The sequence below is a fragment of the Paenibacillus sp. CECT 9249 genome, from assembly GCF_918697855.1.
Classification (GTDB): domain Bacteria; phylum Bacillota; class Bacilli; order Paenibacillales; family Paenibacillaceae; genus MSJ-34.
In genome coordinates, this window is record NZ_CAKKLI010000044.1 from 1 (window position 1) to 26,526 (window position 26,526).

At 51.4% G+C, this 26,526-nt stretch carries 26 protein-coding genes and 1 tRNA gene; 2 read left to right on the forward strand and 25 right to left on the reverse strand.

Annotated features, from left to right (window positions below):
- Positions 1-178: 178 nt before the first annotated feature.
- From LQ229_RS21710 to rpsF, 17 genes are all read right to left on the reverse strand, one after another.
- Positions 179-2,284: a 5'-nucleotidase C-terminal domain-containing protein gene (locus tag LQ229_RS21710; RefSeq protein ID WP_230192903.1), complete on the reverse strand. Its 2,106-nt coding sequence runs from the start codon at positions 2,282-2,284 to the stop codon at positions 179-181.
- The gene (locus LQ229_RS21715) at positions 2,281-3,108 is read right to left on the reverse strand and encodes an ATP-binding cassette domain-containing protein (RefSeq protein WP_230192904.1); all 828 of its coding nucleotides are present in this window, start codon (positions 3,106-3,108) and stop codon (positions 2,281-2,283) included. The genes LQ229_RS21710 and LQ229_RS21715 overlap by 4 nt, the downstream gene beginning before the upstream one ends.
- Positions 3,105-3,950: an ATP-binding cassette domain-containing protein gene (locus LQ229_RS21720; protein ID WP_216537670.1), complete on the reverse strand. Its 846-nt coding sequence runs from the start codon at positions 3,948-3,950 to the stop codon at positions 3,105-3,107. The genes LQ229_RS21715 and LQ229_RS21720 overlap by 4 nt, the downstream gene beginning before the upstream one ends.
- Entirely contained in the window at positions 3,947-4,714 is a 768-nt protein-coding gene (locus LQ229_RS21725; RefSeq protein WP_216537671.1) for an energy-coupling factor transporter transmembrane component T, read from the reverse strand. Before LQ229_RS21725 ends, LQ229_RS21720 begins: the two co-directional genes overlap by 4 nt.
- A gap of 42 nt (positions 4,715-4,756) precedes the next feature.
- A complete protein-coding gene (locus tag LQ229_RS21730; protein ID WP_216537672.1) occupies positions 4,757-5,365 on the reverse strand; it encodes an ECF transporter S component in 609 nt (202 codons plus the stop codon).
- A gap of 29 nt (positions 5,366-5,394) precedes the next feature.
- Complete coding sequence (locus LQ229_RS21735; protein ID WP_230192905.1) at positions 5,395-6,141, reverse strand: nucleoside phosphorylase; 747 nt, start codon at positions 6,139-6,141, stop codon at positions 5,395-5,397.
- A 38-nt stretch (positions 6,142-6,179) separates the two neighbouring features.
- Positions 6,180-6,875, reverse strand: a complete 696-nt coding sequence (locus LQ229_RS21740; protein ID WP_216537674.1) for a Crp/Fnr family transcriptional regulator — start codon at positions 6,873-6,875, stop codon at positions 6,180-6,182.
- Between the two features lie 192 nt (positions 6,876-7,067).
- Complete coding sequence (locus LQ229_RS21745; protein WP_230192906.1) at positions 7,068-8,831, reverse strand: sugar-binding domain-containing protein; 1,764 nt, start codon at positions 8,829-8,831, stop codon at positions 7,068-7,070.
- Entirely contained in the window at positions 8,828-10,861 is a 2,034-nt protein-coding gene (locus LQ229_RS21750) for an alpha-L-arabinofuranosidase C-terminal domain-containing protein (protein WP_230192907.1), read from the reverse strand. The genes LQ229_RS21745 and LQ229_RS21750 overlap by 4 nt, the downstream gene beginning before the upstream one ends.
- 60 nt (positions 10,862-10,921) lie before the next feature.
- Positions 10,922-11,815: a carbohydrate ABC transporter permease gene (locus LQ229_RS21755; RefSeq protein ID WP_216537677.1), complete on the reverse strand. Its 894-nt coding sequence runs from the start codon at positions 11,813-11,815 to the stop codon at positions 10,922-10,924.
- A 16-nt stretch (positions 11,816-11,831) separates the two neighbouring features.
- A complete protein-coding gene (locus LQ229_RS21760; RefSeq protein ID WP_216537678.1) occupies positions 11,832-12,794 on the reverse strand; it encodes an ABC transporter permease subunit in 963 nt (320 codons plus the stop codon).
- Between the two features lie 34 nt (positions 12,795-12,828).
- Entirely contained in the window at positions 12,829-14,403 is a 1,575-nt protein-coding gene (locus tag LQ229_RS21765) for an extracellular solute-binding protein (RefSeq protein ID WP_230192908.1), read from the reverse strand.
- Between the two features lie 181 nt (positions 14,404-14,584).
- Positions 14,585-16,249 carry a response regulator gene (locus LQ229_RS21770; protein ID WP_216537680.1) on the reverse strand — a complete coding sequence of 555 codons (1,665 nt, stop codon included), beginning with the start codon at positions 16,247-16,249 and terminating at the stop codon, positions 14,585-14,587.
- 2 nt (positions 16,250-16,251) lie between these two features.
- Entirely contained in the window at positions 16,252-18,057 is a 1,806-nt protein-coding gene (locus tag LQ229_RS21775) for a sensor histidine kinase (protein WP_230192909.1), read from the reverse strand.
- Positions 18,058-18,342: 285 nt separating this feature from the next.
- Positions 18,343-18,624, reverse strand: a complete 282-nt coding sequence (rpsR, locus tag LQ229_RS21780) for a 30S ribosomal protein S18 (protein ID WP_216537682.1) — start codon at positions 18,622-18,624, stop codon at positions 18,343-18,345.
- Between the two features lie 21 nt (positions 18,625-18,645).
- A complete protein-coding gene (gene ssb, locus LQ229_RS21785) occupies positions 18,646-19,152 on the reverse strand; it encodes a single-stranded DNA-binding protein (RefSeq protein WP_216537683.1) in 507 nt (168 codons plus the stop codon).
- Positions 19,153-19,198: 46 nt separating this feature from the next.
- Positions 19,199-19,483: a 30S ribosomal protein S6 gene (gene rpsF / locus LQ229_RS21790; RefSeq protein ID WP_216537684.1), complete on the reverse strand. Its 285-nt coding sequence runs from the start codon at positions 19,481-19,483 to the stop codon at positions 19,199-19,201.
- Between the two features lie 214 nt (positions 19,484-19,697).
- On the opposite strand from rpsF, the gene LQ229_RS21795 reads away from it, so the two are divergent.
- Positions 19,698-19,889 carry a YjzC family protein gene (locus LQ229_RS21795; RefSeq protein ID WP_216537685.1) on the forward strand — a complete coding sequence of 64 codons (192 nt, stop codon included), beginning with the start codon at positions 19,698-19,700 and terminating at the stop codon, positions 19,887-19,889.
- A gap of 802 nt (positions 19,890-20,691) precedes the next feature.
- On the opposite strand, the gene LQ229_RS21800 is transcribed toward LQ229_RS21795, so the two are convergent.
- From LQ229_RS21800 to LQ229_RS21815, 4 genes are all read right to left on the reverse strand, one after another.
- Positions 20,692-20,782, reverse strand: a tRNA-Ser gene (locus LQ229_RS21800).
- Between the two features lie 128 nt (positions 20,783-20,910).
- On the reverse strand, positions 20,911-21,132 hold the full coding sequence (locus tag LQ229_RS21805) for a DUF951 domain-containing protein (protein WP_216537686.1): 222 nt from the start codon (positions 21,130-21,132) through the stop codon (positions 20,911-20,913).
- Positions 21,122-22,060, reverse strand: coding sequence for a mechanosensitive ion channel family protein (locus tag LQ229_RS21810; protein ID WP_230192910.1), 939 nt, complete (start codon positions 22,058-22,060; stop codon positions 21,122-21,124). Before LQ229_RS21810 ends, LQ229_RS21805 begins: the two co-directional genes overlap by 11 nt.
- Positions 22,061-22,088: 28 nt before the next feature.
- On the reverse strand, positions 22,089-22,343 hold the full coding sequence (locus tag LQ229_RS21815) for a DUF3343 domain-containing protein (RefSeq protein ID WP_230192911.1): 255 nt from the start codon (positions 22,341-22,343) through the stop codon (positions 22,089-22,091).
- 150 nt (positions 22,344-22,493) lie between these two features.
- Between LQ229_RS21815 and yyaC the strand changes: the two genes are divergently transcribed.
- On the forward strand, positions 22,494-23,102 hold the full coding sequence (gene yyaC, locus LQ229_RS21820) for a spore protease YyaC (protein WP_216537687.1): 609 nt from the start codon (positions 22,494-22,496) through the stop codon (positions 23,100-23,102).
- Here yyaC and LQ229_RS21825 read toward each other — a convergent pair.
- From LQ229_RS21825 to LQ229_RS21840, 4 genes are all read right to left on the reverse strand, one after another.
- The gene (locus LQ229_RS21825; protein ID WP_230192912.1) at positions 23,077-23,568 is read right to left on the reverse strand and encodes a DUF4446 family protein; all 492 of its coding nucleotides are present in this window, start codon (positions 23,566-23,568) and stop codon (positions 23,077-23,079) included. The genes yyaC and LQ229_RS21825 overlap by 26 nt on opposite strands.
- A gap of 21 nt (positions 23,569-23,589) precedes the next feature.
- On the reverse strand, positions 23,590-24,753 hold the full coding sequence (locus LQ229_RS21830) for an aminotransferase class V-fold PLP-dependent enzyme (protein WP_216537688.1): 1,164 nt from the start codon (positions 24,751-24,753) through the stop codon (positions 23,590-23,592).
- A 135-nt stretch (positions 24,754-24,888) separates the two neighbouring features.
- Positions 24,889-25,728, reverse strand: a complete 840-nt coding sequence (locus tag LQ229_RS21835; protein WP_216537689.1) for a ParB/RepB/Spo0J family partition protein — start codon at positions 25,726-25,728, stop codon at positions 24,889-24,891.
- Positions 25,721-26,482 (reverse strand): AAA family ATPase, encoded by a 762-nt coding sequence (locus LQ229_RS21840; RefSeq protein ID WP_216537690.1) that lies wholly within the window; start codon positions 26,480-26,482, stop codon positions 25,721-25,723. The genes LQ229_RS21835 and LQ229_RS21840 overlap by 8 nt, the downstream gene beginning before the upstream one ends.
- Positions 26,483-26,526 lie beyond the last annotated feature (44 nt).

Below are 26,526 nucleotides of genomic sequence, written 5' to 3' on the forward strand. Positions count from 1 at the left end.
ATCCCAATGTCCATGTTCATCAAAGAAGATTCGTTTTAGCACGTTCGTCTCCATATCCTAACCTTACCAAAAACAAAAACGAGGCGGAAGCCCTGCCCACCCCAAAATTTTATAAATTCTATAATGTCAAAAAAAGGAGAACGGCCTCCCACAGCCGTTCTCCCTAATGCTCTGCAGCTTACTTGGAATCAAGCACCCCGATCAATCGATCCAATGCCGCGGCCGCCTGCGCCCGCGTCATACGGTCCTTCGCCTCGGCATCCTTCAGCGCCTCCATGAGCGAATCCGCGTCGGCGTCGATATGCAACACTTTCAGCGCGTTCTGCAGGATTAGCCGCAGCTCATCCTTCGTGATCGGGTCCGCCGGAGCGAATCGCTCCTCCGTCACGCCTTGCATCAGTCCTTGGCGGTAAGCGTCCCGAATCGCCTCGTAATGCCAGTCGCCGTTCTCCACATCCTGGAACGGCAGCGGAGCGGACGGTTCGGTCGCTTCTCCCGGGCCCACGATTCGAGTCAAGAGCGCGGCGAATTGCGCGCGCGTAATCGGCTCGTCGGGAGCGAACGCCGTATCGTTTTGCCCTCTCGCCACCCCTTGCGCGTACAGCTTCACAATGCTCGGCAAGTAAGGATGGCCTTCGATATCGGCAAATGCCGGATATCCTTCAGGCTTGCGGTCGGTGCGAACGATCCGGCCTTCGATCTTCGGCGCGATCGCGCCCTGCTCTTGAATACGATCCAGCACGAGGAGCGAAATCAGCGGACCGGCATGGCCGTCGACAAGCACCTTCGCTTTCGTCAGCATATCGTAATTGTCTCCGCCCTCGGCCAGGTAATCCGTCGTGCCAAGCGTGTAAACGCCGTTCGGATCCAAAGGCTTGCCGCCCACCTTCACGTCAACGACGCGGAATCCTTGCGGCAAGTTCGGATTGAAGCTGAACTCGATGCCGCTCACTTGCGGGAACCGTCCCGCTCCGGACTCAATCTCGCTAACTCCGTTCTCAAGCGCTTGCCGCAACACTTCGCCGGTCAACTCCAGCTTCACCAAGTAATTCTGGAACGGGAGCGTCTCCATCACATTCCGTTTCGTGATCGGTCCGGGAGGCAGCACATAGTCCGCCCGAATATCCCCGCCGCCGACGATGACTGCGTCGGCCTGAATATATTCCCGAACCGTATCGGCCACATAATTGCCGATCGGCGTTTCGCCTTGCCGTTGAACGGCCTTCATCATATTCAATTCGACGTCCGTCTTGCCGATGACCGTTTCAAGTTCTTTTTCAAGCCGCCCGTTATAATCGTTCATGATGTTCAGCACGGCAGGATCGGGCTTAAATCCTTCTTCCTTCACTTCGTCCTCCAGCGTATAACGGCGGTAATTGAAATCGGCGATGCCGCCGTCCTTCACTTGCAGGTTGATTTCGCCCAAATAAGTATACTCGTCGCCGATAAACCACAGCAGCGTATCGTTAATTTTCTCGGGCATCTCGTAGGCGAAAGCCGCATGATCGCCGACGATCAAGTCGATGCCGTCGACCTCTTGCGCCACGATTCTAGCCTCCGGACTGGCCAAATGCGAAGCGACGATAATCAGCTCCGCGCCATCCTTCTTCATTTGCGGCACCACTTGCTTCATCGCTTCCACCGGATTCAGGACGACGTTGTCGCCGACGGTGGTGATGGCCGGCGTTTCCTCCGTAATCAATCCGGTAAGACCGACCTTCACGCCGTTCACTTCCTTAACGATATACGGTTTGGCCCCTTCCGCATGGGCGAACATGTTCCCGTCCTTATCGACGACATTGGCGCTGACCCAAGGGAATTTGCTCGCGCCGACCAATTTTTTGAGCTGGTCCGGCCCCATATCGAAATCGTGATTGCCGAACGTGTCGATGTCAATCTTCATCGCATTCAACGCGTCGATCATATGCTGGCCCTGAAAAGCGGTCGACAACAGCGAGGTGGCCGTATCGTCGCCGTTGAAAATCACGAGCGAATGCGGCGCTTTCTCCCGAATATGATTGATAAGTCCGAAATAATTCGCAATATTCAGCGCATCGTCTGCGGTATAGAAATTACCGTGAAAATGCGAGTCGTGAATAATCGTTAGCGTCGTCTCGGATAAAGGATGCGCGCTTTTCTCATATCGCTCCCCCACGAAATTCAGCGCTCCCGCCGCCCCCCCGGCAGGAGAAGCCGCGGCCTGTCCGGTCAAAGGCAAGGCGGCGCCTGCGATCAACAAGCCGGCGACTAACGAGACGAGCCATGTTTTCACATAGGTTCTCATTTGACTTCGTTCACCCTCCGTTCGCTCGATTGACCTTTCCATTCAATCAGCTCTTGGACGGTAAGCATCGTACGGGGTGCGCCCAACATTTCCGCTAGCTGCGTAACGTACGGAATGTCCAGGCAAGCTTGCCGAAGCAAGTCCTTATGCGAGAACACGTCCCGGGTCGCCCCGTCCAACAGCACGGTTCCTTGATTCAATACGACCGTTCTTTCGAAATTTTCGGCCACAAAATCCATATCGTGAATAATGGTCAGAACGAGTTTGCCTTCCTCCTTCAACGATTGGATGATCTGCCTGATCCGCTCTTTGCCGGCGAAATCCTGGGCGATGGTAGGCTCATCCAATATGATAATATCGGTATTCATCGCGACGACGGAAGCGATGCTGACCAGCTTTTTCTCCGATAGGCCCAAATCATGCGGGTTCACTTCCAGCTTGTCTCCGAGGCCGACCCGCTCCAAAGCTTGCAGCGCTTGTTGCTTGGCCTCTTGTTCGGCCTGCCCCAAATTGATCGGCCCGAACATGACCTCGCTTAGCACCGTTCGTTTGAACAGTTGATCGTTCGGATTTTGAAATACAAGCCCGATATGCCGGGATAACTGCGCGACCGTGCTTTCTTTCGTATTGATCCCGCGCACGAATATGTCGCCCGTGCCCGGTTTCAGCAGCCCTTTCAACAATTTGACCAGCGTTGTTTTGCCCGCTCCGTTCTGGCCGATCAACGCGGTCGACCGATGATCCAACTCCAGGTCGATCTTCTTAATCATGTCGGCTCCTCTGCCGTAAGCGAACGAAACGTTCTCCACGCGAATATTCGTCATGACGCATCACCTGCCAACGCTTCATAAGCTTTGTCCAGCGTGGCCGGATAAGAGGGCTCAGCCGCCGGTTTCGCTTGCAGCGCCTTGCATACTTGGGTATATACAGGGGCGGCGACGCCGTACGCGGCCAGATCGTCCCTGGAGAATACCTTCTCCGGCTTGTCGTCATCGATCAGCCGCCCTTCGTGAAGCAACAGGATGCGGTCGGAATATTGCGCGACCTTCTCCATTTTGTGCTCCGCCATAATGACGGTCATTCCTTGGCGGCTTAAGCTTTGAATCGCGCGGAACACTTCCTCCGAGCCTTGCGGATCGAGCTGCGACGTCGGTTCGTCCAGCACGATAATTTGCGGCCGCATCGCAATGATGCCGGCAATGGCCATGCGCTGCATTTGGCCGCCGGATAAATCGAAGGGCGCGCGATCCTTGTAAGGTTCGATGTCCAGCAGATCCAGCGCATGATCGATTCGTTCGATCATCTCTTTGCGGGGAACGCCCATATTTTCCAAACCGAACGCGATTTCTTCGTATACCGTCAATTTGGAGCCGGTAACCTGCGTAAACGGATTTTGAAAGACGATGCCGACTTTCTGAATGATATCGTTGATATCCGACTTGCCGACTTCCAGGCCGTCCACGATGACCTTCCCGCCGTACCCGCCGTGGTAGAAATGAGGCACAAGCCCGGTTAACGCCTGGCACAGCGTGGATTTGCCCGCCAAATTTTGACCGACGAGACCGATGAACTGTCCCGCTTCCACTTCGAACGATAAATCGTCAAGCGCGAGCTTCTCCGTTAGAGGGTACCGGTATTTCAAATGCTCTACGACGATTTTGTTCATGCTACAATCCTCCAAACGACCGCTATAAGCACGATGCCGGCGAAAGCCCAGCGCAGATGCGTACTGTAACGATATGATTGTTGTTCGTATAGAAAGGTTTTGGCGCCCGAGGCGTTAAATCCCCGCACTTGCAGGGCGAGAGCCCGTTCCTTCGTATTCAGCAAGGAGCTTAATACGACCGGGCCGAGCAGCGGAAGGAAAGCCTTCGTCCGCACCAGCAAATTTCCTTCCGTCTCCATGCCCCGCGACCGCTGCGCATCGGTAATCGTCCCCATCGTCGCCACCATTTGCGGAATAATTTGAAATACGGAGCTCATCACGTAGCCGATGCGCGGAGACAACCCTTTGCGCACAAGCGCTTCTACCAGATCGGACGGCTTGGCCGTCAATACGAGAATGGCAAATGCGCATACGATATTGAGCGCGCGGAAACTGATTCCAAGTCCGTACAGGAACCCTTCTTCATACCAGCCGAGCGAACCGATATAGAACATCGCGTGTTCGTTGCCGGGATAAAATAACGATTGAATGACGATCACCGTCGACAGTACGAAGGCGACGAAGCCCAGCATCGGCAGGGCGTTTCGCAATACTTTGCCAATCAGCAGCAGTGCTGCGCTAACCAGCAGACAGACCCATGCCGCATGGAAGGACGGGATGATAAACGGAAGAACGATCGCCATCGCCACATAATACAGTTTCGTAATCGGATCAACGTCATGCACCGCCGACCGGCGGCTTACGTATAAACTCATTGCTTTCAAGGACTTCACCGTCTTTCTGTCTTGTTGCCGTGAACCCGCGTTCTAGTCGATCGATTCCGTTCTATTGTTGTTTTTGTACAGCAAAGTCAAGCTCTTCGGCAGCAGGCGGTAAATGCCGTACGCCGCCAGCACGGTAATGAGCTTATCGGGCAAATCGACCACAAGCTCGTCGAGGAAAGAAGCGAGCCAGATGGAGCCCGTTTGCGCCATCATATACGTAAACAGCGCGTCTCCCCAAATATTGCCCGTCTGGCCGCCCCAGAACCATACATTCAACGGCGTGGAGATAACGACGGCCGTCAAGCCGACCGTCAAGCCGACCACGATCGCTTTCCCCCAACTGCCGATCCATCCTTTCATAGCCATATAACCTGCGACCAGGCCCATAAATACACTCGTCAGCGCATAAATGAAAGAAATCGGATCGACGGTCAAGCCGTAAATAATGTTGTTGATCAGCCCGGATATAGCGCCGATAATCGGTCCCGCCAACATGCTGGATAATACCGTGCCGATCGCATCGAGCCATAAAGGCAATTTCAACACGCCGGCGAACAGCTTGCCGATATAGTTGATGCCGACCGCTACGGGAATCAACACTAACGCCGCCGTCGAGAAGCGAAACGACCAAACGTTTTGTTTCGTATTCATGGTTACTGCCTCCTCATCGAATTTTCATATCATTTCAATTTGTCGATTGACGCTATCGTTTCCAGCGCGACTTCAATTTCCCGCTCTTCTCCTTGCTTGCACGCCTCATCCGCATTGACGTATTCGTTAATTCCCTTCTCCACATCACCTCCGGCTTCTACGACTACATTTAATATGGATGCGACTCGCAGTCCATTTATACCGCCGATGACGAATAAAGCCGCGGTTTCCATATCGGCTGCCAGCACCCCTCGGCTGCCCCAATACCGGCAAATATCATCCTCCCTCTCCGTATAGAAGCTGTCGTGGCTGCGGACGATTCCGCAATGGCGCGGGACATGCAGCTCGGCGGAAACCTGATTGAGCCGATGCAGCAAACGGTAGTCGGGAATCGCCGGATACGAGCTTTCCACAAAGGCGGCGGAAGTTCCGTCGTCCCTGACCGCTCCGGCGGCGATGACGAGATCGCCCAAGCGCAAGCCTTGCCGCAGCGCGCCGCAGCTGCCGATGCGAATCATCGTCGTGACGCCGATATTTTTCAGTTCCTCTACCGCAATGCCCAGCGAAGGGCCGCCGATCCCTGTCGACGTTACAAGCACCTTCACCCCTTTGTACCATCCGGATACGGTGCGGTACTCGCGGTTAACCATCAGCTCCCGCGGCCGTTCCAGAAATCGCGCCACGGTCGCGACCCGTCCCGGATCGCCGGGCAAAATCACATACTCGGCGCCGCTGTCCGCTCCGATGCGAATATGGGGTTGAATGAAGTTTGTCACGAATGATGCCACCTACTTTCAAGCTGTCCGTGTTGGCGTTATTGCATTTTGCTCGTTCGTTCCTCTTCTCTTAATTTCGCGATCTCGCGAATGATAATATCTTGACTGCGGATCTCGATGATTCCTTTCTCCTTCAAGCTTTGCAATACCCGGTTGACGCTGCGTTGCGTGACGGCAAACCGGCTGCTGAGCTGGTTTTTATTCACATTGATTTGCACTTCGCCGCCTCGTTTGCCGCCTTGCTCCAAACATTCGACCAAATAACCGCAAACTCTGTGATATAGGGAATAAAGTGTGTCATCACCCGCCTTTTGCGACAGATTATAAAATAATTTGGACAAATACTTGATGAATTGACGATTGACGTTCATGTCCAATTCCAACCATTGGAAAAAGGCTTCTCGTTCCAAACCGATCAGCTTCAGATCGGTAAGCGCCTCTACGTTGCAAACGAAAGGTTTCCGTTCGAAAATTTCCAGTTCGCCGATAATATCTCCCTTCCGATAAACGGCAAGCGAATATTCCCGCCCGTTCTCCGCCACAATGTTAATATCCGCCGATCCTTCCACAATAATGTAGAGACGGTCTACCACATCGCCTTGCCGGAATACGGTTTCTCCGCCGGGGTATTCGCATAGCTTCCATTGCCGCATAATCTCGTAGGGACAATGCTTCAGCAATTCGTAAATTTTCCGGTCTTCTTCCATCAACTTGATGATAACGCTTACAATCATCGGTTCACCTCAAATCATAAATGTTTTGCCGCGATAAGAATAGGACTCCCGTCCCCGTTTACCCTCATTATAAACCGTTTTCAAAAGAAATTTATACTGTTTTTAGGAAAGATGTCCGATAAGCGAAAAAGAGACCCCTTTGCGGTCGGTGAAGACCTGCAAGCGGGGTCCCTTGATTGGCGTTTCATGAGTTTAAGATAAATTAATCTCTTTCACTTTGGCCAATGGAATTTTCGGTTTGCGGTCTTCCGTTAGAAGGCCGTTGATTTCCTGCTGGACGTCGGCCAACTGCGTATAGCAATAGCCGCAAATATAATCCACGCTCTTGATCGCTTGGGTGAGGCCGCCGAACCGTTTCACAAATTCCTCTTCCGATGAAACTTGACGGCCGTAGCCCCAGCCTTGATCCGACTGGAACGCAATCCCGCCGAACTCGCTAATGATGATCGGCTGCCCTTGGTACCCGTACCCTTCGGCCATGGCATACTTCCATTGATTGCAAGTCGTTTCATTGTTCACGATCGCATCTTTGTTGTTCGCATATCGCTTCAAAAATCCGTCCCCGGTCTCGACATAATCATGCAGCGTCACAATATCCGACACGGTATGCTCCCAACCGTCGTTCGTAATAACCGGACGATACGGGTCGATCGATTTTGTCAGATGATAGATGCCCTCGGTAAACTTCTGCTGCCTCCGGTCGCGGAGAATCGTCGGAACGCCCCACGATTCGTTGAACGGCACCCAGGCGATAATGCTCGGATGGTTGTATTGCTGCCGGACGATTTCCAGCCATTCCTGCGTAAACGCCTCGACCGCGCGATCGTGAAACTCGAAGGTTGCGGCCATTTCGGACCATACCAGCAGCCCTTTCACATCGCACCAGTATAGAAAACGGGCGTCCTCGATTTTCATATGTTTGCGAACGCCGTTGTAGCCCATCGCCAACATGTTGTCGATATCTTCGATGATCGCTTCCTCGCTCGGCGGCGTTAAATGGCTCTCCGTCCAATATCCCTGATCCAGAATGAGCCGTTGGTATATCGGCGTATTATTGAGCAGCACCTTCCCGTTTTCAATGGAGATCTTTCTCATCCCGAAGTAGGAGAATACTCTGTCGACCACGCGATCGTCCGCATACAGCACAAACTCGACATCGTACAGATTCGGACGCTGGGGCGACCACAGGCATTTCTTCCACGGCCCGTTCGCCTCGTGGATCAAGTCGACCTCCACCGTCAGGCACGGTCGGTCCACCGCCAGACTTACCCGCTTCACCGGCTTATCCTTCAAGGTGACGATCGCTTCCAGCCTCAGCTCCTTGCCCGCATCCACCCCGGTCACTTCGTAATCGAAACGGACGGCCTGACGGTCGATGTCCGGCGTCATCTTGACGGCGTCCAGCCGCTGCTCCTCCACATATTCCAACCATACCGTCTGCCATATGCCGGTCGTTTGGACATAGAAGCATTCGAAATTGTCCTTAATCCAACGCTGCTTGCCCCGCGGTTGGGTGCAGTTGTCGCTGTCCTCCGCTTTTACCGTAATCTCGTTGTCGGCTCCGAAGACGAGATACGGGGTAATATCGAAAGAGAAAGCCGCATAGCCGCCCTGGTGCCGGCCCGCCATCGCGCCGTTGACCCACACTTTGGCGATATAATCGACCGCCTGGAAATGCAAGATCACCCGCTTGCCTTCCGCCTCCTTCGGAATATGAACCGATTTGCCGTACCATACTTGCGGATGAAATGCTTCGATTCCGATCCCGCTCGCCTTCGTTTCGTATGTGTAAGGCACGGTGATCGTGTGGGTGCCGGCAAACTTCTCTTGCCACTTCTCCCGCTCCCCCGCATTGTCGTCATCGAAGCGAAAGCTCCATTCGCCGTTCAAATTCAACCAATGATCGCGTACGAATTGCGGTCTGGGGTAATCCTTCGTATAAGCTTTCGTTGTCATACCGCACCTCCCGACGCATGCTTTGCCTTAATTTCAAGCGCGTATACGGATGCGGGCCGCAGCGGGTATCCTCGCTGCCATGCGGCGGCAGGGACAAGGTTGGCCTTGCAGGCGATACGATTCGGCTCGAATACCGAATTGATATCGTCGAAGGAATCGCCTGTTATTTCGTATAAGATCGTTTCCGCGGAAGCCTCGAAAGACTGCAATCGAAGCTCGGCTTTCACTTCCTGCAAGCTGCGGTTGACGATAAAGACGGTGACGACGCTGCGGTCCTCATTCGTACAGGCCGCGATGTCCAAATCGGGAAGCGCATCCGTCCCGATCGGCGTCGGCTTATTCGACAGGACGGAGAAGGTGCCGCACTCGACATCGACGGGAAGAAGATGCCGGATGTCCCGATTGGCGTAAAGCTTCAGCACTTCATAGGTCGGCGTTCCGTATACGGCAAGCGGTAACCCGCTCCAACCGGCCTCCTTCCCGCAATATTGATCGGCATAATAGTCGCCTACGCGGATGCATCCCCCGAGCCAGCCGTTCACCAAATCGGAGAAGCTGCCGATATGCACCGTATCGCTTAAGCGAATCATTTCATTCAAGTTGGCGGCGTTGGCAACCGCTGCGCCAAGCGTATGCTCGTTCGGCAGCCCTTTGCGAATCGTATTCGGATAGTACATCGTGTTGTACTCGGTGATAGCCAGCTTCACATGGCGATGCTTCGCATTCGATTGAATATGCTCCACGGTCTGCCGAATATGGTAGCGCGTCCACTCCGGGAAAGATGCGATCGCCTTATAACGCTCCTCCGCCGGAGTGTCCCGGTTCATCCCGAAAGGTCCGTAGCCGTGATATAAATGCAGCGTTAAATAATCGATATGCTCGCCCGCGATATCAAGTACAGCCTTGTTCCATTCCTGGTCGGTATGCCCGCAAGCCAAGATCGAGACGGAAGGGTCGGCCTCCTTCATCGCTTGCACGAAGGAAACGCATCGTTCCGCGAACTCCTTGGCCGAACAAGTGCCGACCTGCCACGGACCCCATACTTCGTTGCCGATCTCCCAATACCGGACCTGATACGGTTCAGGATGGCCGTTCGCCGCCCGCCGCGCTCCCATCGGCGTATCGACGCTTCCGTTGCAATATTCCACCCATTGCGCGGCTTCCTCGGGCGTACCCGATCCGTCGTTGACGCAGATGAGCGGCTCAACCCGCAGCTCCCGGCAAAAGCGGATAAATTCGTCCGTGCCGAAATATTTGGAAGTCCACCCTCCCCACGCCTCGTTGTACATGACCGGTCTCTCCAGCACGGGGCCTATGCCGTGCTCCCAATGATAGGCGCTAATGTAATTGCCCGCGATTCTCATCATCCCTGCGTTCAGATCGCGCGCCATCTCTACCACCTCGCGTTTGACCATACCGATGCTGTCGGCGGGCAAGAGCGACACATGGTCAAGCCAGAGCATGCCGGTCGAGACGTGATCGGCCCATCTTGGGTGCTCGGCCGGAATATATACCCGAAGCTCGGCGTCGGCGCATACGCGGGATACGGGCAGACGCGCCTCGTATTCCCGCCAGTTATGGCTGACCAGTTCGACGCGCACCCGGCCGAGCGTATCCCCCGTGCGCCGGTCCGCCGCTTCGACGAACAAGTAGCGAAGCTCGACGGAAGCCCGTGCGACAAGTTGGACCGTGTACTCCATCGGTCCCTTCAAGGCAACCTTCTGCGCAATGCCGGCGTAGGCCTCGTCGTCGCTCAGCAAGCGGATCCGCTGCGCGCGGCCCGAATGTCTCGGGGCCGGCGCTTCCAGGGCGTATTCGGTATTGCGCCCGTTCGTATAGGCAACCCAGCTTCCGGATACCGCTCTCTTCGTCTCGGCCTCGCTCTCGAAATCCATGTCTTTCACAGGAAAAGCGAGCATCGCGTCCATATGGTCCCGAATGTCCTCTACAAAATGCCCGAACAAGTAAGGATTGATCGTATGCTCGCTCGTTCGGCTGCAATCAATTGTAATCGTCGCGTTCGTTTTCAAAATAAAAGCCTCCATAAGTTCGTTAGTAATATTGGCTGCGTTTCGCAAACAACGGCGGATTTATCCTTTGATCGACCCAATCATGACGCCTTTCACAAAATGACGCTGCACAAACGGATACATAACCAGGACAGGCAAACTGGAGACGATGATCACCGCATATTTGATGCTTTCGGCGAGCAAAATTTTATCCTCCAATCCGACGTTTGCGTCCACCGCATCGGACTGGCTGATCATCAAAATTTCGCGCAGCACAAGCTGAAGCGGATGCAAATCTTCGCTCCGGATATAGATGAGCGCGTTAAAGAACGAGTTCCAGTGGCCTACCGCATAGAACAGAACCATAACCGCCAGAATCGGTTTCGATAAAGGCAAAATGATGTGCGTGAGCAGCCGCCAATTCGAGCAACCGTCTATATGGGCGGCTTCCTGCAGTTCCCAAGGAATGCTCGATTGAAAATATGTCCTCATCACGATCAGATTGTACGTGGCGATCGCGCCGGGAACGATGAGCGCCCACATCGTATCGACCATCCCCAAGTTTTTGACCAACAAATAGGTTGGAATCAGCCCTCCGCCGAAAAACATCGTAAGCGTAATGAACACCATGATTGCATTGCGTCCGGGAAGATCCGGCCTCGATAGTGGATACGCCGCCAAGACCGTCATGATGATATTAATGACTGTGCCGACCGCTGTGTAGAGAATAGTGTTGCGGTATCCGGTCCAAATTTTTGCGTTTTGCAAAATATTCGTATAGGCGTCCAAGTTGACCCCTTTGGGCAGCAGCCATACTTCCCCGTTCAACACCTTCGCCGGATCGCTGAACGAAGCGCTGACAATAAAGAGCAGCGGATACAACACAATAGCGATAATCACTGCAGCTATGGCATACACGATCGCATCGAATACCCGTTCGCTCGAAGCGCTTCTTATTGTTGCTTGCTTGGACATCGCTCGATCCCTCCCTTTACCATAAGCTCGTCTCCGACGTTCTGCGCGCAAAACGATTGACGAGCAGCAGCAGCGTTAGATTGATGAGCGAGTTGAACAGCCCGATCGCAGCGGTATAGCTGTACTCCCCCTTTAAAATCCCCGTCGTATAGACGAATGTGGAGATGACGTCGCTCGCTTCCAAATTCAAATTATTTTGCATCAACAAAATTTTCTCAAACCCAATGTTCATGAAATTTCCGATATCCAGGATGAGCAGAATGACGATGACGGGAGCGATCCCCGGCATGGAAACATGCCATATGCGCTGCAGCCTCGTAGCCCCGTCCATCTTGGCCGCCTCGTATAGCTGCGGATTCACTCCGCTGAGGGCTGCGATATAAATAATCGATTGCCACCCCATATTTTGCCATATGTTCGATCCGATGAAGATCGTTTTAAACCAACCCGCTTCCTCCATGAAACGAATCGGCGTGCCGCCGAACAACTCGATCAGCTTATTGACGGGACCGCTTGTGGGCGAGAGGAATACCGTCAATATGCCGACGATGACGACAACCGAAATAAAATGCGGGATGTACGTGATGTTTTGCAGCACTTTGCTGAATGTTTTGCTGCGAATTTCGTTAATGATCAATGCCAGCAAGATCGGTATCGGAAAAGCGATCAACAGCGAAAATAAATTGATGGACAACGTATTCCATAAGAGCCTCCAGAAATAATACGATTCGAAAAACCGTTCGAAGTGTTCGAAGCCCGCCCAGGCGCTGCCGAATATTCCTTTGGCCGGATTGAAATTTTTAAACGCGATTTGCAGCCCGTACAACGGGCCGTAGTGAAAGACCAAATACCAGGCGATCGGCAGCAGCAGCATGAGGTACAGGTCATACCGTTTCGCCATCTGTCTGAACAGGCGCGCCCCGCGTCTCGAAGCGGTTCGAGGCGGAGCGGCCGTCGCATTGGCTTGCGCGCTCTTCATGGGAATCTACTCCTTATGCGTGATGGGATCGGCATTATTTCTGCATCTTGTCATAGGCGTCCTGATACAGCTTCTCCAGCTCGTCGATTTTCATTTTCTTCAGCGTCGCCTGGAATTCGTCCCATTTATCGAAGCTAAGCGAACCGACAATAAATTTCGTACTTTGCTCCTCGTAATATTTGTCGATATCGTTGCGCAAGACGTTCACTTGCTGCGCGGTTTGCTCGTCAAACACCGGCGCCGCGTACTTAACCTTCGGCATGAACGGATCCAGCTTGTTTTGCGCTTCTTGTACCTGCGGAGGATTAATAAACGAGGCAACCTTGTCGCTAATAATGTGCGGCGCCCCTCCTCCGGCGTACGGCGTAATTTTCGCTTGATTCGTAATATCCTCCAGAAAATCTTCTTTATAGTACGGAATTCCGTCCCTCAGCTCATAATGCTCGCCTTCCCGGCCGAATCTAAGCATGGTCGAGCCTTCGTCGCTATAGAAATAATCGATCCAACGCATCGTGACTTCCGGATATTTGTTGACGGAAGTGATGGCAAAGGCTCCGAAATCGCGCGCGATCGGCAATGCCTGGCTTTGCAGCCGGTCCCCGTGCGGGCCTGCCGGCGGCGCGATTCCGACATACTGATCCTGGATCGACAAGAAGTTATTATTCGTCTGGTCGAAGAAGAATCCCGCATTGCCCGACCCTTGCTTGGCCAAATATTGCGCTTCTTTATGCGAGAACACCTCCGGATCCAGCAGCTTCTCCTTGTACAGCTTGTTGAGATACATCAGCAGCTCTTTGTTCCGGTCGTTGCCCATCCAAATGTTGACTTTGTCGTTTTCAAGGTTGATATTGTAACCGAGCTGCAGATCCAGTCCGAACGACCCGCTCATCATATGAACGATCGGCAACCCTGCCCGTGCGGTCATCGGGATTTCATCCGGCTTTCCGTTTCCGTTCGGATCTTGATCCCGGAACGCAACCAACACCTCGTACAGCTCTTCCGTCGTCTCCGGCTCCTTCAGGCCGAGCTTATCCAACCATTTCTTATTGATCCATTTCTTATCCGTACGCGCCGCTCCGAGCGTTACAATGCCCGGAATGGCATAGATATGGCCTTCCGGAGTCGTGATCCCCGCACGGATCTCCGGGTATTCCTCCATCAGCTTTTTTAGATTGGGAGCGTATTGATCGATCAAATCCTCCAGCGGAATCAATTGACCTGCCGATCCGTAGCGGACCGCCTCGAGCGGCGAGATGCCGGAACGGAACAATGCATCGGGAAGCTCGTTCGACGCGAACAGCAAGTTTTTCTTCTCCTGGAAGCCGTCCGTCGGCGCTTCGATAAATTCCACCTGCACATTGCTCATTTTCTCGTAATCCTGGAAAACGGGCATTTCCTTGAACGGACCGTTAACGGGCGCGATTCGAGTGAACATTTTCAGTTTGACCGGCTGGTCTACAATTGGAAATCCGGTTGCATTGACGGCATTCCCGGTTTGAGCGGCCGGCTCGCCCTCTTTGGTCGTACCGGCATTGGAACTGCATCCTGATACGATCAAACCGGATGCGATCATCGTGACGAGTGCATATCTTCCCCAGCGTTTACGCATGAATTTGTAACCCCCATATTTCGTATTCGCCAAACAACAACGCTGTAAGCGTTTTCCGTTGGCGTGTGATTATTATAAGTCATCAGAAATGGGGGCAAATTATAATAATATGACTATTTACTCTACAATTTTTACAATCCCTCGACTCCGTGCCGCTTCTTTTCCGCGGTCGCGGACGGCTTCACTCCGCCTTCCCCCCGCCCAAGCCGTTCAGATACGCATGCGGCGTCATCCCGGTTACTTCCTTAAACACTTTGAAAAAATAGTTGTGCGTAGAGAAGCCTACTTGACCGCTAACTTGTTTGATTGTATACTGGCCGCTCTCCAGCAGCTTGCGGCTCGCCTCGATGCGGACTCGATTTACATATTCGGAAAAGGTCGATTGCGTCTCTTCTTTGAATATTCTGCTTAAGTACGAGGGATTCAGGCCGATGGCGCCTGCCGCCAGTTCCAACGTAATGTAGCCCGGATACTTTTCCAGAATCAGATCGATCGCCTGCGACACGTGGCGGGAATAGGGTCCGATCGCACGCTGCTGCCGCAGCAGTTTCAGCAAGCAGTCGTAATAGCGCTGCAGCCATTGCTCCAGTTCGCCTATATTATCGATCTTCCCCAAATCGCTGCGGGAAGGCAGCTCCCCCGTCACGGCTTCGGCCAAAGCCGTCGGCATCCCTCTCTTCCATGCTTTATCGCCGATATGCAACAACTCGCCGACGACCATCTGCACCGTATGGGAATGGATCGGCTGATGGCGAATGGAAACGAAGACGGATGCAATCAATCGGTGCATGCCTTCCTTATCCAGCCTTTCGATGGCGAGCAGAAGCTGCTTCTGCTCCTCGATCGTCAAGGAAACGCGTTGAGTAAAGACGCTCGTTCCCCTTCCTTCCGCTTGATCCGGTTTCTCGGAAGACCTATGAGGCGCAGACCGCTCTGCAGAAGGGGGGAGGTCGAGCGCCCGTTCGGCCGAGCGGTAGCTGGAGCCAAGCTGCGGCAAGCTGCCGCACACATGCCCGACGGCATAGATGCATTTCAAATTCAAGAATAGCTCAAGCGAATGCCGAAGCTTGCTCATCAGTCTCCCGGCCTCGCTTGCGGCGGCATGTTCGCTGCGCTCCTTGAACGAGAACACGACAACCAAGCGACCGTCCCCCATATAAGCGACAGACCGCTCGTGAATATCGCCCAAGCCCTGCTGCATCATGTCGACGGCTTGTTGAACCAGCCGGTTCGTCTGTACATCGCTGCAGGATTTCGTGAGCAACAGGAACGGCACGATCTGCACCGCCGCCGCCGCGTAGCCGACCGCTTGTGCATACAAGCCGTTCTTCCGCGCATAGGCTTCCAGCTCCGTCGCCGCATCCGCCTTCCCTCTCACGAGATCCGCTATATAGTCGCGGATGAGGACGGGACTCATTCTCTCCGCTAATTGTTTGTGGGCCGCACGGCTTTCATGCATCCGATCCTCCTGCTGCAGATCCCGGACCGCTTTGTTCAACATCGTTAACAGCGTCGCATCGTCCAAGCGATGCTTCAGCAAATAATCGACGGCTCCGTTCTTCAAGCTCTCCCGCACATAATCGTAATCGTCGTAACTGCTAAGCATGATCGTCTTCACGGAAGGGAACCTGTCCCGAATCGTTCGATGGAGCTCGACACCGTTCATGTCGGGCATATTCACATCAATGATGGCGATATGAGGCGGAGATTGCTCGATCATTGTTAATGCCATTGCTCCGTTATACGCTTCGCCGCATATCTCGAAGCCATGCTTTCTCCAATCCAATAACGTCCCTAGATCGTTATGCACCAACGGTTCGTCATCAATCAGCATCACTTGAAACATGCTCAGACCACCTCTTCTTTATCCGATTGATCCATACTCGATAGTTTAGGGAATGTAACCTCCACCTTCGTATACCGTCCCGGCTCGCTATACAGCTTCATGCCATACCGCTCGCCGTACATGCGAACAATCCGCTCGTGCACGTTGCGAATTCCCATGCCGCTGAAGCGCGACGGAATCTCCTTCTTGTCCGTGTCCCCCAGCAGAAGATCCGCTTGCTCCTGCGTCATGCCTTGGCCGTTGTCGTTCACTTCGATTTTAAGATCGTTATGCTCCTCGTAGACGCGAATGAGCACGAATCCCCCATCCTCCGACGGGCCGACTCCATGAATGATTGCATTCTCCACGAGAGGCTGCAGCATCAGCTTCAGCACGCGGCACTCCAGCAAGGCTTCGTCCTCGACCTGAGTGTACACCTGGATCGGCTCCATATACTTGTACTTCTCGATGGATACATAGCTGGATACATAGTCCAACTCTTCCCGCACCGTAATAAATTCATTTGAATTTCCGAGTACGCCCCGCATCAATTCGATTAACGAGCCGGACACCTCTTCGATATTGGGGGCCCCATTCAGTTTGGCCAAATACTTGATCGTGTTGAGCGAATTATAGAGAAAATGCGGACGAATCTGCGCCTGCAGCGCGGTTATCTCGGCCTCGCGCTTCTCTTTCTCGCTAATCCGGATCCCTTCCAGCAGCCGCTTCAGTTCTTCCACCATACTGACGAAGACACGGTACAACTGCCCGACCTCGTCCTTCGTTTTAATTTCCGTTTTCGGGAACGTCAAATTTCCGTCTTTCACGAACATCATCATCGATCTCAGCCGCCGAATATTGATCGTGATCCGGGACGACACCTGCAGCGATCCGATCAAGACGACGATAAAGACGATGATCGATATTTCCGCCATCAAATTGCGGATTCTGGTAGATTCGCTAAGCAGGGAATCCATCGGAATGAGCGCCAATGTAGTCCAGCCTGTATAATCGGATATGCGGCTGACGACGATGTAGGATCTTCCTTCGATCATCTTTTCTACCGCGTGGCCGATTCCCGCAAATTCCTGATTAATGTTGACAACGGTCTCGATGGAAGGAGCGTAAGAGGATGGCGCCGATTCGGATTGGTAGACGAATCCGTTCTCCTCGTCCAACACATACAGCATGCTGTCTGCGGTCGGCTTCACGCCATACGTTTTTTTGATGAAATCATAATTCAAATCCACCATGACCACGCCGATCGTCTCGCGATTATAACGAATCTCGCGGCCGACGGTGATTGCCTCCATCTCCCCGCCTGTCGGCTTGAAGTAGGCGTGACGCGAACCGTTGCGGAGCATATAATCCATCATCGGCGTTCCGAGCACGGTACGGTCGATCCATGGGCCTCCGGTGAAGAATACTTTGCCGTTCAAGCCGACAACGGCAATCCGTGTAATATACGGCTTATAATCGATTAAGCCCGATAGAAATTCATTAATCCGCTTCTGCTCTTGAAACCATTCGTAGCTGATCTCCTCCGTAGGGCTCAATACCGTATCGATGACCGTATTTTTGCTGGACACAACGACCGTGTTCAACCGGTTTATTTCCTCCAGCATCACATTGAGCGACTCATCCGCTTGCCGGATGCTGTCCGCTACCGAAGTAACCGCGTTATGCTTGATCGTCTCGCGCATGTTCATATAGACGATGCCGGTAATAGAGACGATCGAGAGAAGGGTGACGAGGCCGAATGCGATAAATATTTTTCCTTGAATGCTCAATGCAGGCGATATCAGCCTTAGAAGATTCGTAAACTTCATAGCGGGAGGTCTCCTTTACGATCATAGGCATTTGATTGGTGCAAGCGCTTTCCATTTCGCACATTAACAAAATGACAATAAAAAATTATGCGGCAGTTATAATTTTTTAATAATATCATAATTCGAGGAGATTGTGTTGTCGAGACCACCTAACATTTTGCTAATTATAAAAAAAGAACCCTTGAATAAACAAGGGTTGAGAAGCGCCGCTGAGCGCAACAAAAAAGGACTGTCCCTCAAGTCCATGGAAAGACCTGCAGGAACAGTCCCTTGATTGGGTATCGATTATTCCGTTGTGTACGGCAACAATGCGATTTGACGCGCGCGTTTCACGGCGATCGTCAGCAAGCGTTGATATTTCGCGCTTGTTCCAGTGACGCGGCGAGGAAGAATTTTTCCGCGCTCGCTAATAAATTTACGAAGCAAATCCGTATCTTTATAGTCAATGTGAGTAATTTTGTTCACTGTGAAGTAGCACACTTTACGGCGTTTGTTGCGTCCGCCGCGGCGGCCTCCGAATTTTTTCTCGCCGCGCTCTTCATTGCCTTCTCTTTGCTTGAAGCTCATCCGTATTCAGTCCTTTCGTTCTTAAAATGGCAAGTCATCATCCGATATATCGATCGGTTTTCCGTCATCGGAAAAAGGATCTTGATTGTTGTTGCGCGAAACTCCCGAATTCCGGTTGCCCTGTCCGCCTTCGCCGTAGCCGCTGCCGCCCCCGAATCCGCCGCCGCCAAAGCCCGATTCCTCGCGCGGAGCGCCGCCGCCATCGCGGTTAGCCGATTCCAAGAAACGCACATTATCTGCAATAACTTCCGTCACGTAAACGCGCTTTCCTTCGTTATTCTCGTAATTGCGTACTTGAATGCGACCTTCCACCGCCGTTAAACGGCCTTTGCGCAAGTAATTCGCGCATGTCTCGGCGAGCTGCCTCCACGTAACGACAGGGATAAAATCCGCCTCCCGTTCGCCGCCTTGGCTTGTAAACGGACGGTCCACCGCCAGGGTGAACTGGGTTATTGCGACACCCGAAGGAGTATAACGCAACTCCGGATCGCGGGTTAAGCGTCCGATCAGAATGACACGGTTTAACAATCGAATCCCCTCCTTCAACGATCATTACAAAAGCCCAATGTTTCGATTAAGCAACATCTTGCGTGATCAAGTAACGAATGACTTCATCGGAAATCTTCATTACACGCTCAAGTTCCGCTACAACTGCAGGCTCTGCCGTAAAGTTGACAAGGACATAAATTCCGTCGCGAAACTTGTTGATCTCATACGCAAGACGGCGTTTGCCGAGCACATCGTGCTTCGTAATTTCACCACCGTTGGAGATGATGCCTTGGAACTTTTCGACTGCCGCTTGAACAGCTTCCTGCTCAATGTCGGTACGAATAATGTACATCACTTCATATTTGCGCATATCTTTCACCTCCTCTTGGACTAACGGCCCCCAATCATGTTGGGAGCAAGGGGTACGAGGAAAACTCGCACCTAACTAATATATCAAAACCTAGGTCCGATGACAAGTCAAGGCGGCGTTTGCGGAAATATTTTCACACTTATGTTCGGTACCGTCCCGGCAAACAATATGGTGGAACAGTCATTTTCATTCAAGCTTATCGGAGGTGAACGTATTGGGCGAACAGACGGAGTTCGAACCGGGCGACAAAGCGCCGAACGACGCGACCTATATCGAGGTGGGCGAGGCCGATTTTCATATGGGAATTAACGATCCGAAACAGATTCGTTTGCGGAAAGGCGAACGATTCCCGGAAACGTCGAATCATAACCGAAAATGGAAGAGCAAGCGGAATGCGCTGAAGTGATGTATATTATCGCGGCAATTCGCGCATAGTAATTCCGACGGCGTATAGAGAGGTGTGGTTCCGTTGAACGTGACAGCGCAACAACCGCAAGGAGATCTTGGCTACACGGCATAAAAGCGGAGGAATGTGCCAAAGACACTTGTCTGCAACACATGCGTATTGATCTTTCAATACACCGAGCTTTAACATGCTTTGAGTAAAGAATTCCAACAATCAAACGCCGTCAACCAGCGAAGGGTCCGAAAGGGCCCTTTTGGCGTTCGGAGGCTCGATGACGTGACTCCGGCGCGTAAGCGCGAATATTCATTGATGTTTCCCTCGTATGTAAGTGCAAAAATCCATTGAATCGCCCGATTTGGTACTGGGCGTTTCATCAATTAAGGTCAGATTGGCCGGCAAAAAACCGTGACGACCCGCAGGGTGGGCTAACGAAACTAGAACACGCTAATAGCCTGTAAATGACTCTGTTGCTGGTGTAACGAAACTGAAACACGCTAATGAGGGGAAAAAGGCGATAAAAGCGCCGATTTCCAATGAATACCGATACGTACTTTCGTTAGATTGGCAACGTCCTCATTTTTTGCCCAATAAGGATGGTCAGTTTCGTTAGCGCCAAACAAGGAGCGTAGGTTAGAGCGGATCGCCTTCGAAATAGGGTTCTATCCCCTTTTATAGGCGCAATAAAGGCCTTTTTCCCGAGAAATAGCTGGATTTCTGCAGTTGCTGTTGCGCGGAACGTCAAAACTTCAACAATCAAAAAACCTCCTACGATCTCACGTAAGAGGTGATGTAACGTTATGTATGGCGGAAAGGGTGGGATTCGAACCCACGCACGCCTGATGACGCCTAGCTGATTTCGAGTCAGCCCCCTTGGACCTCTTGGGTACCTTTCCACAGCAAAAATAATATTATCACAGTCTATCGAATATTGCAACACAATTTTTAAAGTGTAAAAATCCGGGGAACTTCCCAGTTCCCCCCTGTCTAACGAATGGAAATGTACGCAGCGAGTATCATCGCTCTACGTCGCGTTTCCTTCTTCCTTCTGCGTTGCGGCGGACCGCAACACCTTCTTCATATTTTTCTCGAATTTCACCCGGGGAATGAGAACACTATGCTGACAGCCGACGCATTTAATCCGGATGTCCATCCCCATACGTATGATTTCCATTTCATTAGAGCCGCAAGGATGCGGCTTTTTCATTTGTACGACATCCCCAAGTTCGAATTGTTTACGTTCCATCGTTCATCCCCCCTTTACCCGCTCTTTGATACGTGACGAGCCGCGGATATGGAATATCGATCCCTTTCGCATCGAGCGCTTTTTTCAATCTCGCATTGATGATCCGTGTCACTCCATAATGCGTGTATGGTTTGCATTCGGCAATTACGCGAATCGTTACTCCCGTCGAACCAAACGTTTGTACCCCTAACACTTCCGGCACTTTCAACAAATCTTCTATTTCAGCAACCATCGGCTCGACGGTTTCTTTAATGATTTGAATCGTTCGCTCCGCATCCTCTTCGTACGCGACCGCTATATCGATTACCGCGATCGAATTTTCCAACGAAAAATTTGTCACTTCATTAATCATTCCATTCGGAATAATATGGACTTCTCCCGTCCAGTTTTTAATGCGCGTCGACCGTAAACCGATCACTTCCACCGTACCTCTGAATTTCCCGGTCTCGATGATATCTCCGACGGCGAATTGGTCTTCGAAGATGATGAAGAAACCGGTGATCACATCTTTTACTAAGCTTTGGGCGCCAAAACCGATCGCCAGCCCTACGACGCCGGCTCCCGCCAGCAGCGGACCCAAATTAATATTGAATTCGGCCAGCACCAGCAATAACATAATAAAATTCAATGTATAGAAAGTCACGTTTTTGAGCAGCTTGGCGACCGTAACCATTCTTCTCGAATTGACGTTTAGGCGCATCTTTTCCTTTTTGCTCATCGTATGATCGATGATGCGATGTACGATCGCTATGACTGCGCGGGTTACGATAAATATGATGACAATATCAATCAAGCTCCATAAATATCCTCCCCACGTCTCCGAACTCGTCACATAATTCCAAAATTGTTGAAACACGTTCAGCTTCTCTTGAATTTCCGCTTCTATATTCGACGATTCGGCCAATGGCATTTCATGAAACTTGTACACGAATCAACCCTCCAGTCGTGCGGTTCGGTCATGATTCGATGGTAACATATTCTTTTTCATTTTTAAAATAGATCCCTCTGATCTCAACCCGCTCGCTTTGTATCATCTCCCTCACCCGATCCAAGCTTGCGGCAGGGAATTCGATCGATAGAGCGCAACCGGCCGTAATTTCCTTCGGCGTAGGGCAAATATCGATTTCGATGCCGGCATACTCCAAGAGCATCTCCGCGCGTAAAGCTTGTTGTGTCGAATCGAATGCAATAAGCAACATATCCGAATCCATCCGCTTTCGGTCCTTCCTTCGCTGGCAGATCATTTTGATCCGCTGCGCGAACTTTCCGCGCAACTTCCACAAAATATGAATCTCGCAAGTATAAATTGGTTTCAACATCCATATACTAGGAATACAAATCATAGACGGAGGTTGAATGTCATGCCATCTTCCATTGATCATCATGTATTAAAAGCTTTGCCTTCTCTAAAATTGTCTCATACCGAACCTCATATTCATACCGCCGTCACGAACCGATTGGTAGAACATTTTCAATTCATCGAGCCCGAGCAACGTTTGGTCGTCGTATGCGTCGGCACCGACCGTTCGACCGGAGACTGTCTCGGCCCGCTCGTCGGAACCGCATTGTCCAAATATAACAGCCCTTTGTTTCACTTATTCGGCACATTGGACGAACCCGTCCATGCCGTCAATTTAAAAGACACGCTTCAACATATCCATAACAACTTTACCGACCCTTTTATCGTCGGGATCGATGCTTGTCTCGGCCAAACGTCAAGCGTCGGCAATATTCAAGTCGGTTTCGGTCCGGTACGGCCGGGCGCGGGCGTACATAAAGAATTACCGCCGGTCGGCGATATCCACATTACGGGCATCGTAAACGTCGGCGGTTTTATGGAATACTTCGTGTTGCAAAACACCCGGTTAAGCCTGGTCATGAAATTGTCCGACATTATTGCGAACAGTTTATATATTGCCGTAAAGCGATGGCATCTTGCCGGCGCTACTCCTGCTCGGCGGCGAGACTAATCGCCGTCTTCTCTTCTGGAGAAAGAGAATAATTGGAGCTGCCTCCTTGGACGGGCTTTGCATACACATAGGAATTATCTCTGCTATGTAGTGCAGACAAAACGATGCCGTCTTGTTTTTCATTTAAAATCGCCAAGGAAAAGCTCAAATCGCTTCCGGTTTCGCTAAAGGCATTATAACGAATAATGCCGATTTTCGCCTTCATCTTCAACAATCTTTCCGTGATGCCCCGCATTTCCGAAACTAGGGTCGATTGCCCTTTCTGCATTTCGGCTATATTTTCTTTCATTGAAATAATTACATTTTCCAAATTCGGTACGCCGCTATTTTCCATCATTTGATGATAACTTCGCCGAAGTTTGGATAACTTCACGCCTTGTGCGATGATCAAGACCAACATCACAATCAATATGACGACAAACCCGGCGACGATCCACTGCATCTGTTCCAATATTAATTCATTCACGTTAACGAACTCTCCCCCGCCCTATTTCGAATGTGTTTGAATATCACGCATCGCGTCAAGAAACGCATTCACGTCCTCTTCCGTTGTCGTATACCCTACGCTCGCCCGTACCGCTCCCGTTCGCGTCGTACCGGCAGCATCATGCGCCAGCGGAGTACAGTGATAACCTGCTCGAACGGCTATGCCGTATTCGCGATCCAATCGGAACGCGATTTCCGCGTTATCCGCTCCTTTTACGGTAAAGGAGACGATTCCCGTTTTATCTTCCCCCAGATCGGGACCTAACAATTCGATACCTGGAAGTTGACGCAATTGATCCATCATCCGCTGCGTCAACTTCCATTCTTTAGTATGAATTTTTTCAACGGTCTCATTCAGAATGAACTTCACGCCTTCGTTCAATCCGGCCAGGCCGACCGTGTTCGGCGTTCCCGCTTCGTATCGGTCCGGACGAACGCCTGGCTGTTCAACCGCATCCGATTGGCTCCCTGTTCCTCCGTGCAACAACGGCTCCAATTCCATATCGGGCGCAATGTATAATCCGCCTGTACCTTGAGGCCCCAACAAGCCTTTATGACCCGGAAAAGCCAGCATATCAATGCCCATCGACGCCACATCGATCGGGATCGTTCCCGCCGTCTGCGCCGCATCGACTAATAATTTTACGCCGCGTTTTCTTGTCATTTCTCCAACTTCGCCAACCGGCAAAATCGTCCCCAACAAATTCGAACTATGGGAGCAGGCGACCAATTTGGTATGCGGGCGAAACGATTGTTCCAATTCGCGCAGATCTACGACACCTTGGCGATTCGCTTTAATATAGGTTACGTCCAAATTCCAAATCCGTCGCAAATATTCGACAGGCCTGCGAACCGAATTATGCTCAATCCCGGTAACAACGATGTGATCGCCCGGCCTGACGATGCCTTTAATCGCCAAATTCAACGCCATCGTCGTATTGAGTGTAAATATAACATCCATCGGATTGCGAACGCCGAACAATTGGGACAAATGACGGCGCGTTTCATAGATCACCCTGCTCGCCTGCACCGCCATCGCATGACTTCCTCTGCCCGGATTCGCTCCATAATCGAGCATCGCCTTTTGCATCGCTTCGATGACTTGCGGCGGTTTTGGCCAGGACGTCGCCGCATGGTCGAAATAACGAATAACTTCATGCCCCATTCTCCCACCCCCCTGTTCTTTCTACATCCCAAATCTTGCACCGTCCTCTATGCATGAAACCAAACGATTGGCAGATACATAAAATCTCGCATCCATGGATGCGAGATCGCTACATTACAATTCAGATAAGAAAAGTTATTGCAACATTTCGAGCAACCGTTCCAAATCTTGCTTACTGTAATACAGCAGCTCAATTCTCCCTTTATCTTTATTATGTTTAATTTTAACGGTCGTTTTAAAACGTTCTCTCAACAATTCTTCCACGCCGTCGATATAAGGGTCTTTTTTCTTCGTTTTCGGTTTCGCACGGTCTTTCCCTTTCGTGTCAAGCTTTTGGATCGCCTCTTCCAACTCCCGTACGCTCCACTCGTTCTCGATCGTTAGTTTCGCCAACTCTTTTACGGTAGCCGTATCTTTCACTCCGGCAATCGCACGCGCATGTCCCATCGACAATGTTCCACGTGAAACATTATCCTTCACTTCCTCGGGCAATTGCAATAATCGTAAAAAGTTTGCGATATGCGAACGCGATTTACCGACTTTCATCGACAATTCTTCCTGCGTTAATGAAAACTGGTCCATCAAACCTTGATAGGCGACGGCAATTTCAATGGCGTTCAAATTCTCGCGCTGCAAGTTTTCGATTAATGCAATCTCCATCACTTGCTGATCGGTGAAATTTCGAACGACCGCCGGAATCGTAGCATTCCCGCAATATTGGGAAGCGCGGAAACGCCGTTCTCCGGCAATAATCTCAAAGCCTTTCAAAATGCTCCGCACGATAATAGGTTGGATGACGCCATGTTGTTTGATCGATTCCGCCAATTCGCGGATCGATTCGTCGTCAAACGATTTACGCGGTTGATAAGGATTGGCGCGCAACTGACTCAAGGGGATTTCTACGACTTTGTCGTCATCGTTAATCGCCAACGAAGGAATTAATGCGTCTAACCCTTTGCCTAAACGTTTACTCATAAGAAATCACTTCCTTTGCAAGCTCCAAATAGACTTCCGCACCCTTCGATTTCGGATCGTACGTAATAATCGATTGGCCGTGCGACGGAGCTTCGCTCAACCGAATATTACGCGGAATCACCGTTTGGTACACCTTTTGCTGGAAATATTTTTTCACTTCTTCAATCACTTGAATGCCCAAATTCGTTCTCGCGTCAAACATCGTTAACAGCACGCCTTCAATTTGCAACGATGTGTTCAAATGTTTCTGAACAAGACGAACCGTGTTCAACAATTGGCTGAGCCCTTCCAACGCGTAGTACTCGCATTGAATCGGTATTAGAACCGAATCCGCCGCCGTCAATGAGTTGATCGTCAGTATGGCGAGCGAAGGCGGACAATCGATCAATATATAATCGTACATATGCTTGATTAACTGCAGCGATTTTTTTAACCGAACTTCTCTGGAAATCGTAGGAACAAGCTCAATTTCCGCGCCGGCCAATTGAATCGTTGCCGGGATAATATGCAGTCCTTCTATATTCGTCTCTTGCAACGCGTCTTTGGGATGTACGTCGTTAATGATTACATCGTAAATGCAATTAACGACATCCGCTTTGTTGATCCCGATTCCACTAGTCGTATTTCCTTGGGGATCGATATCGACCAACAGAACGCGTTTTCCAAGAGTTGCAAGCCCTGCGCCCAAATTAACGGAAGTCGTTGTTTTTCCGACGCCACCCTTTTGATTGGCTATTGCAATTATTTTAGACAAATCAATTCACCTCAATCTTTTAAAAAGGCGCAAAAAAAACGTCT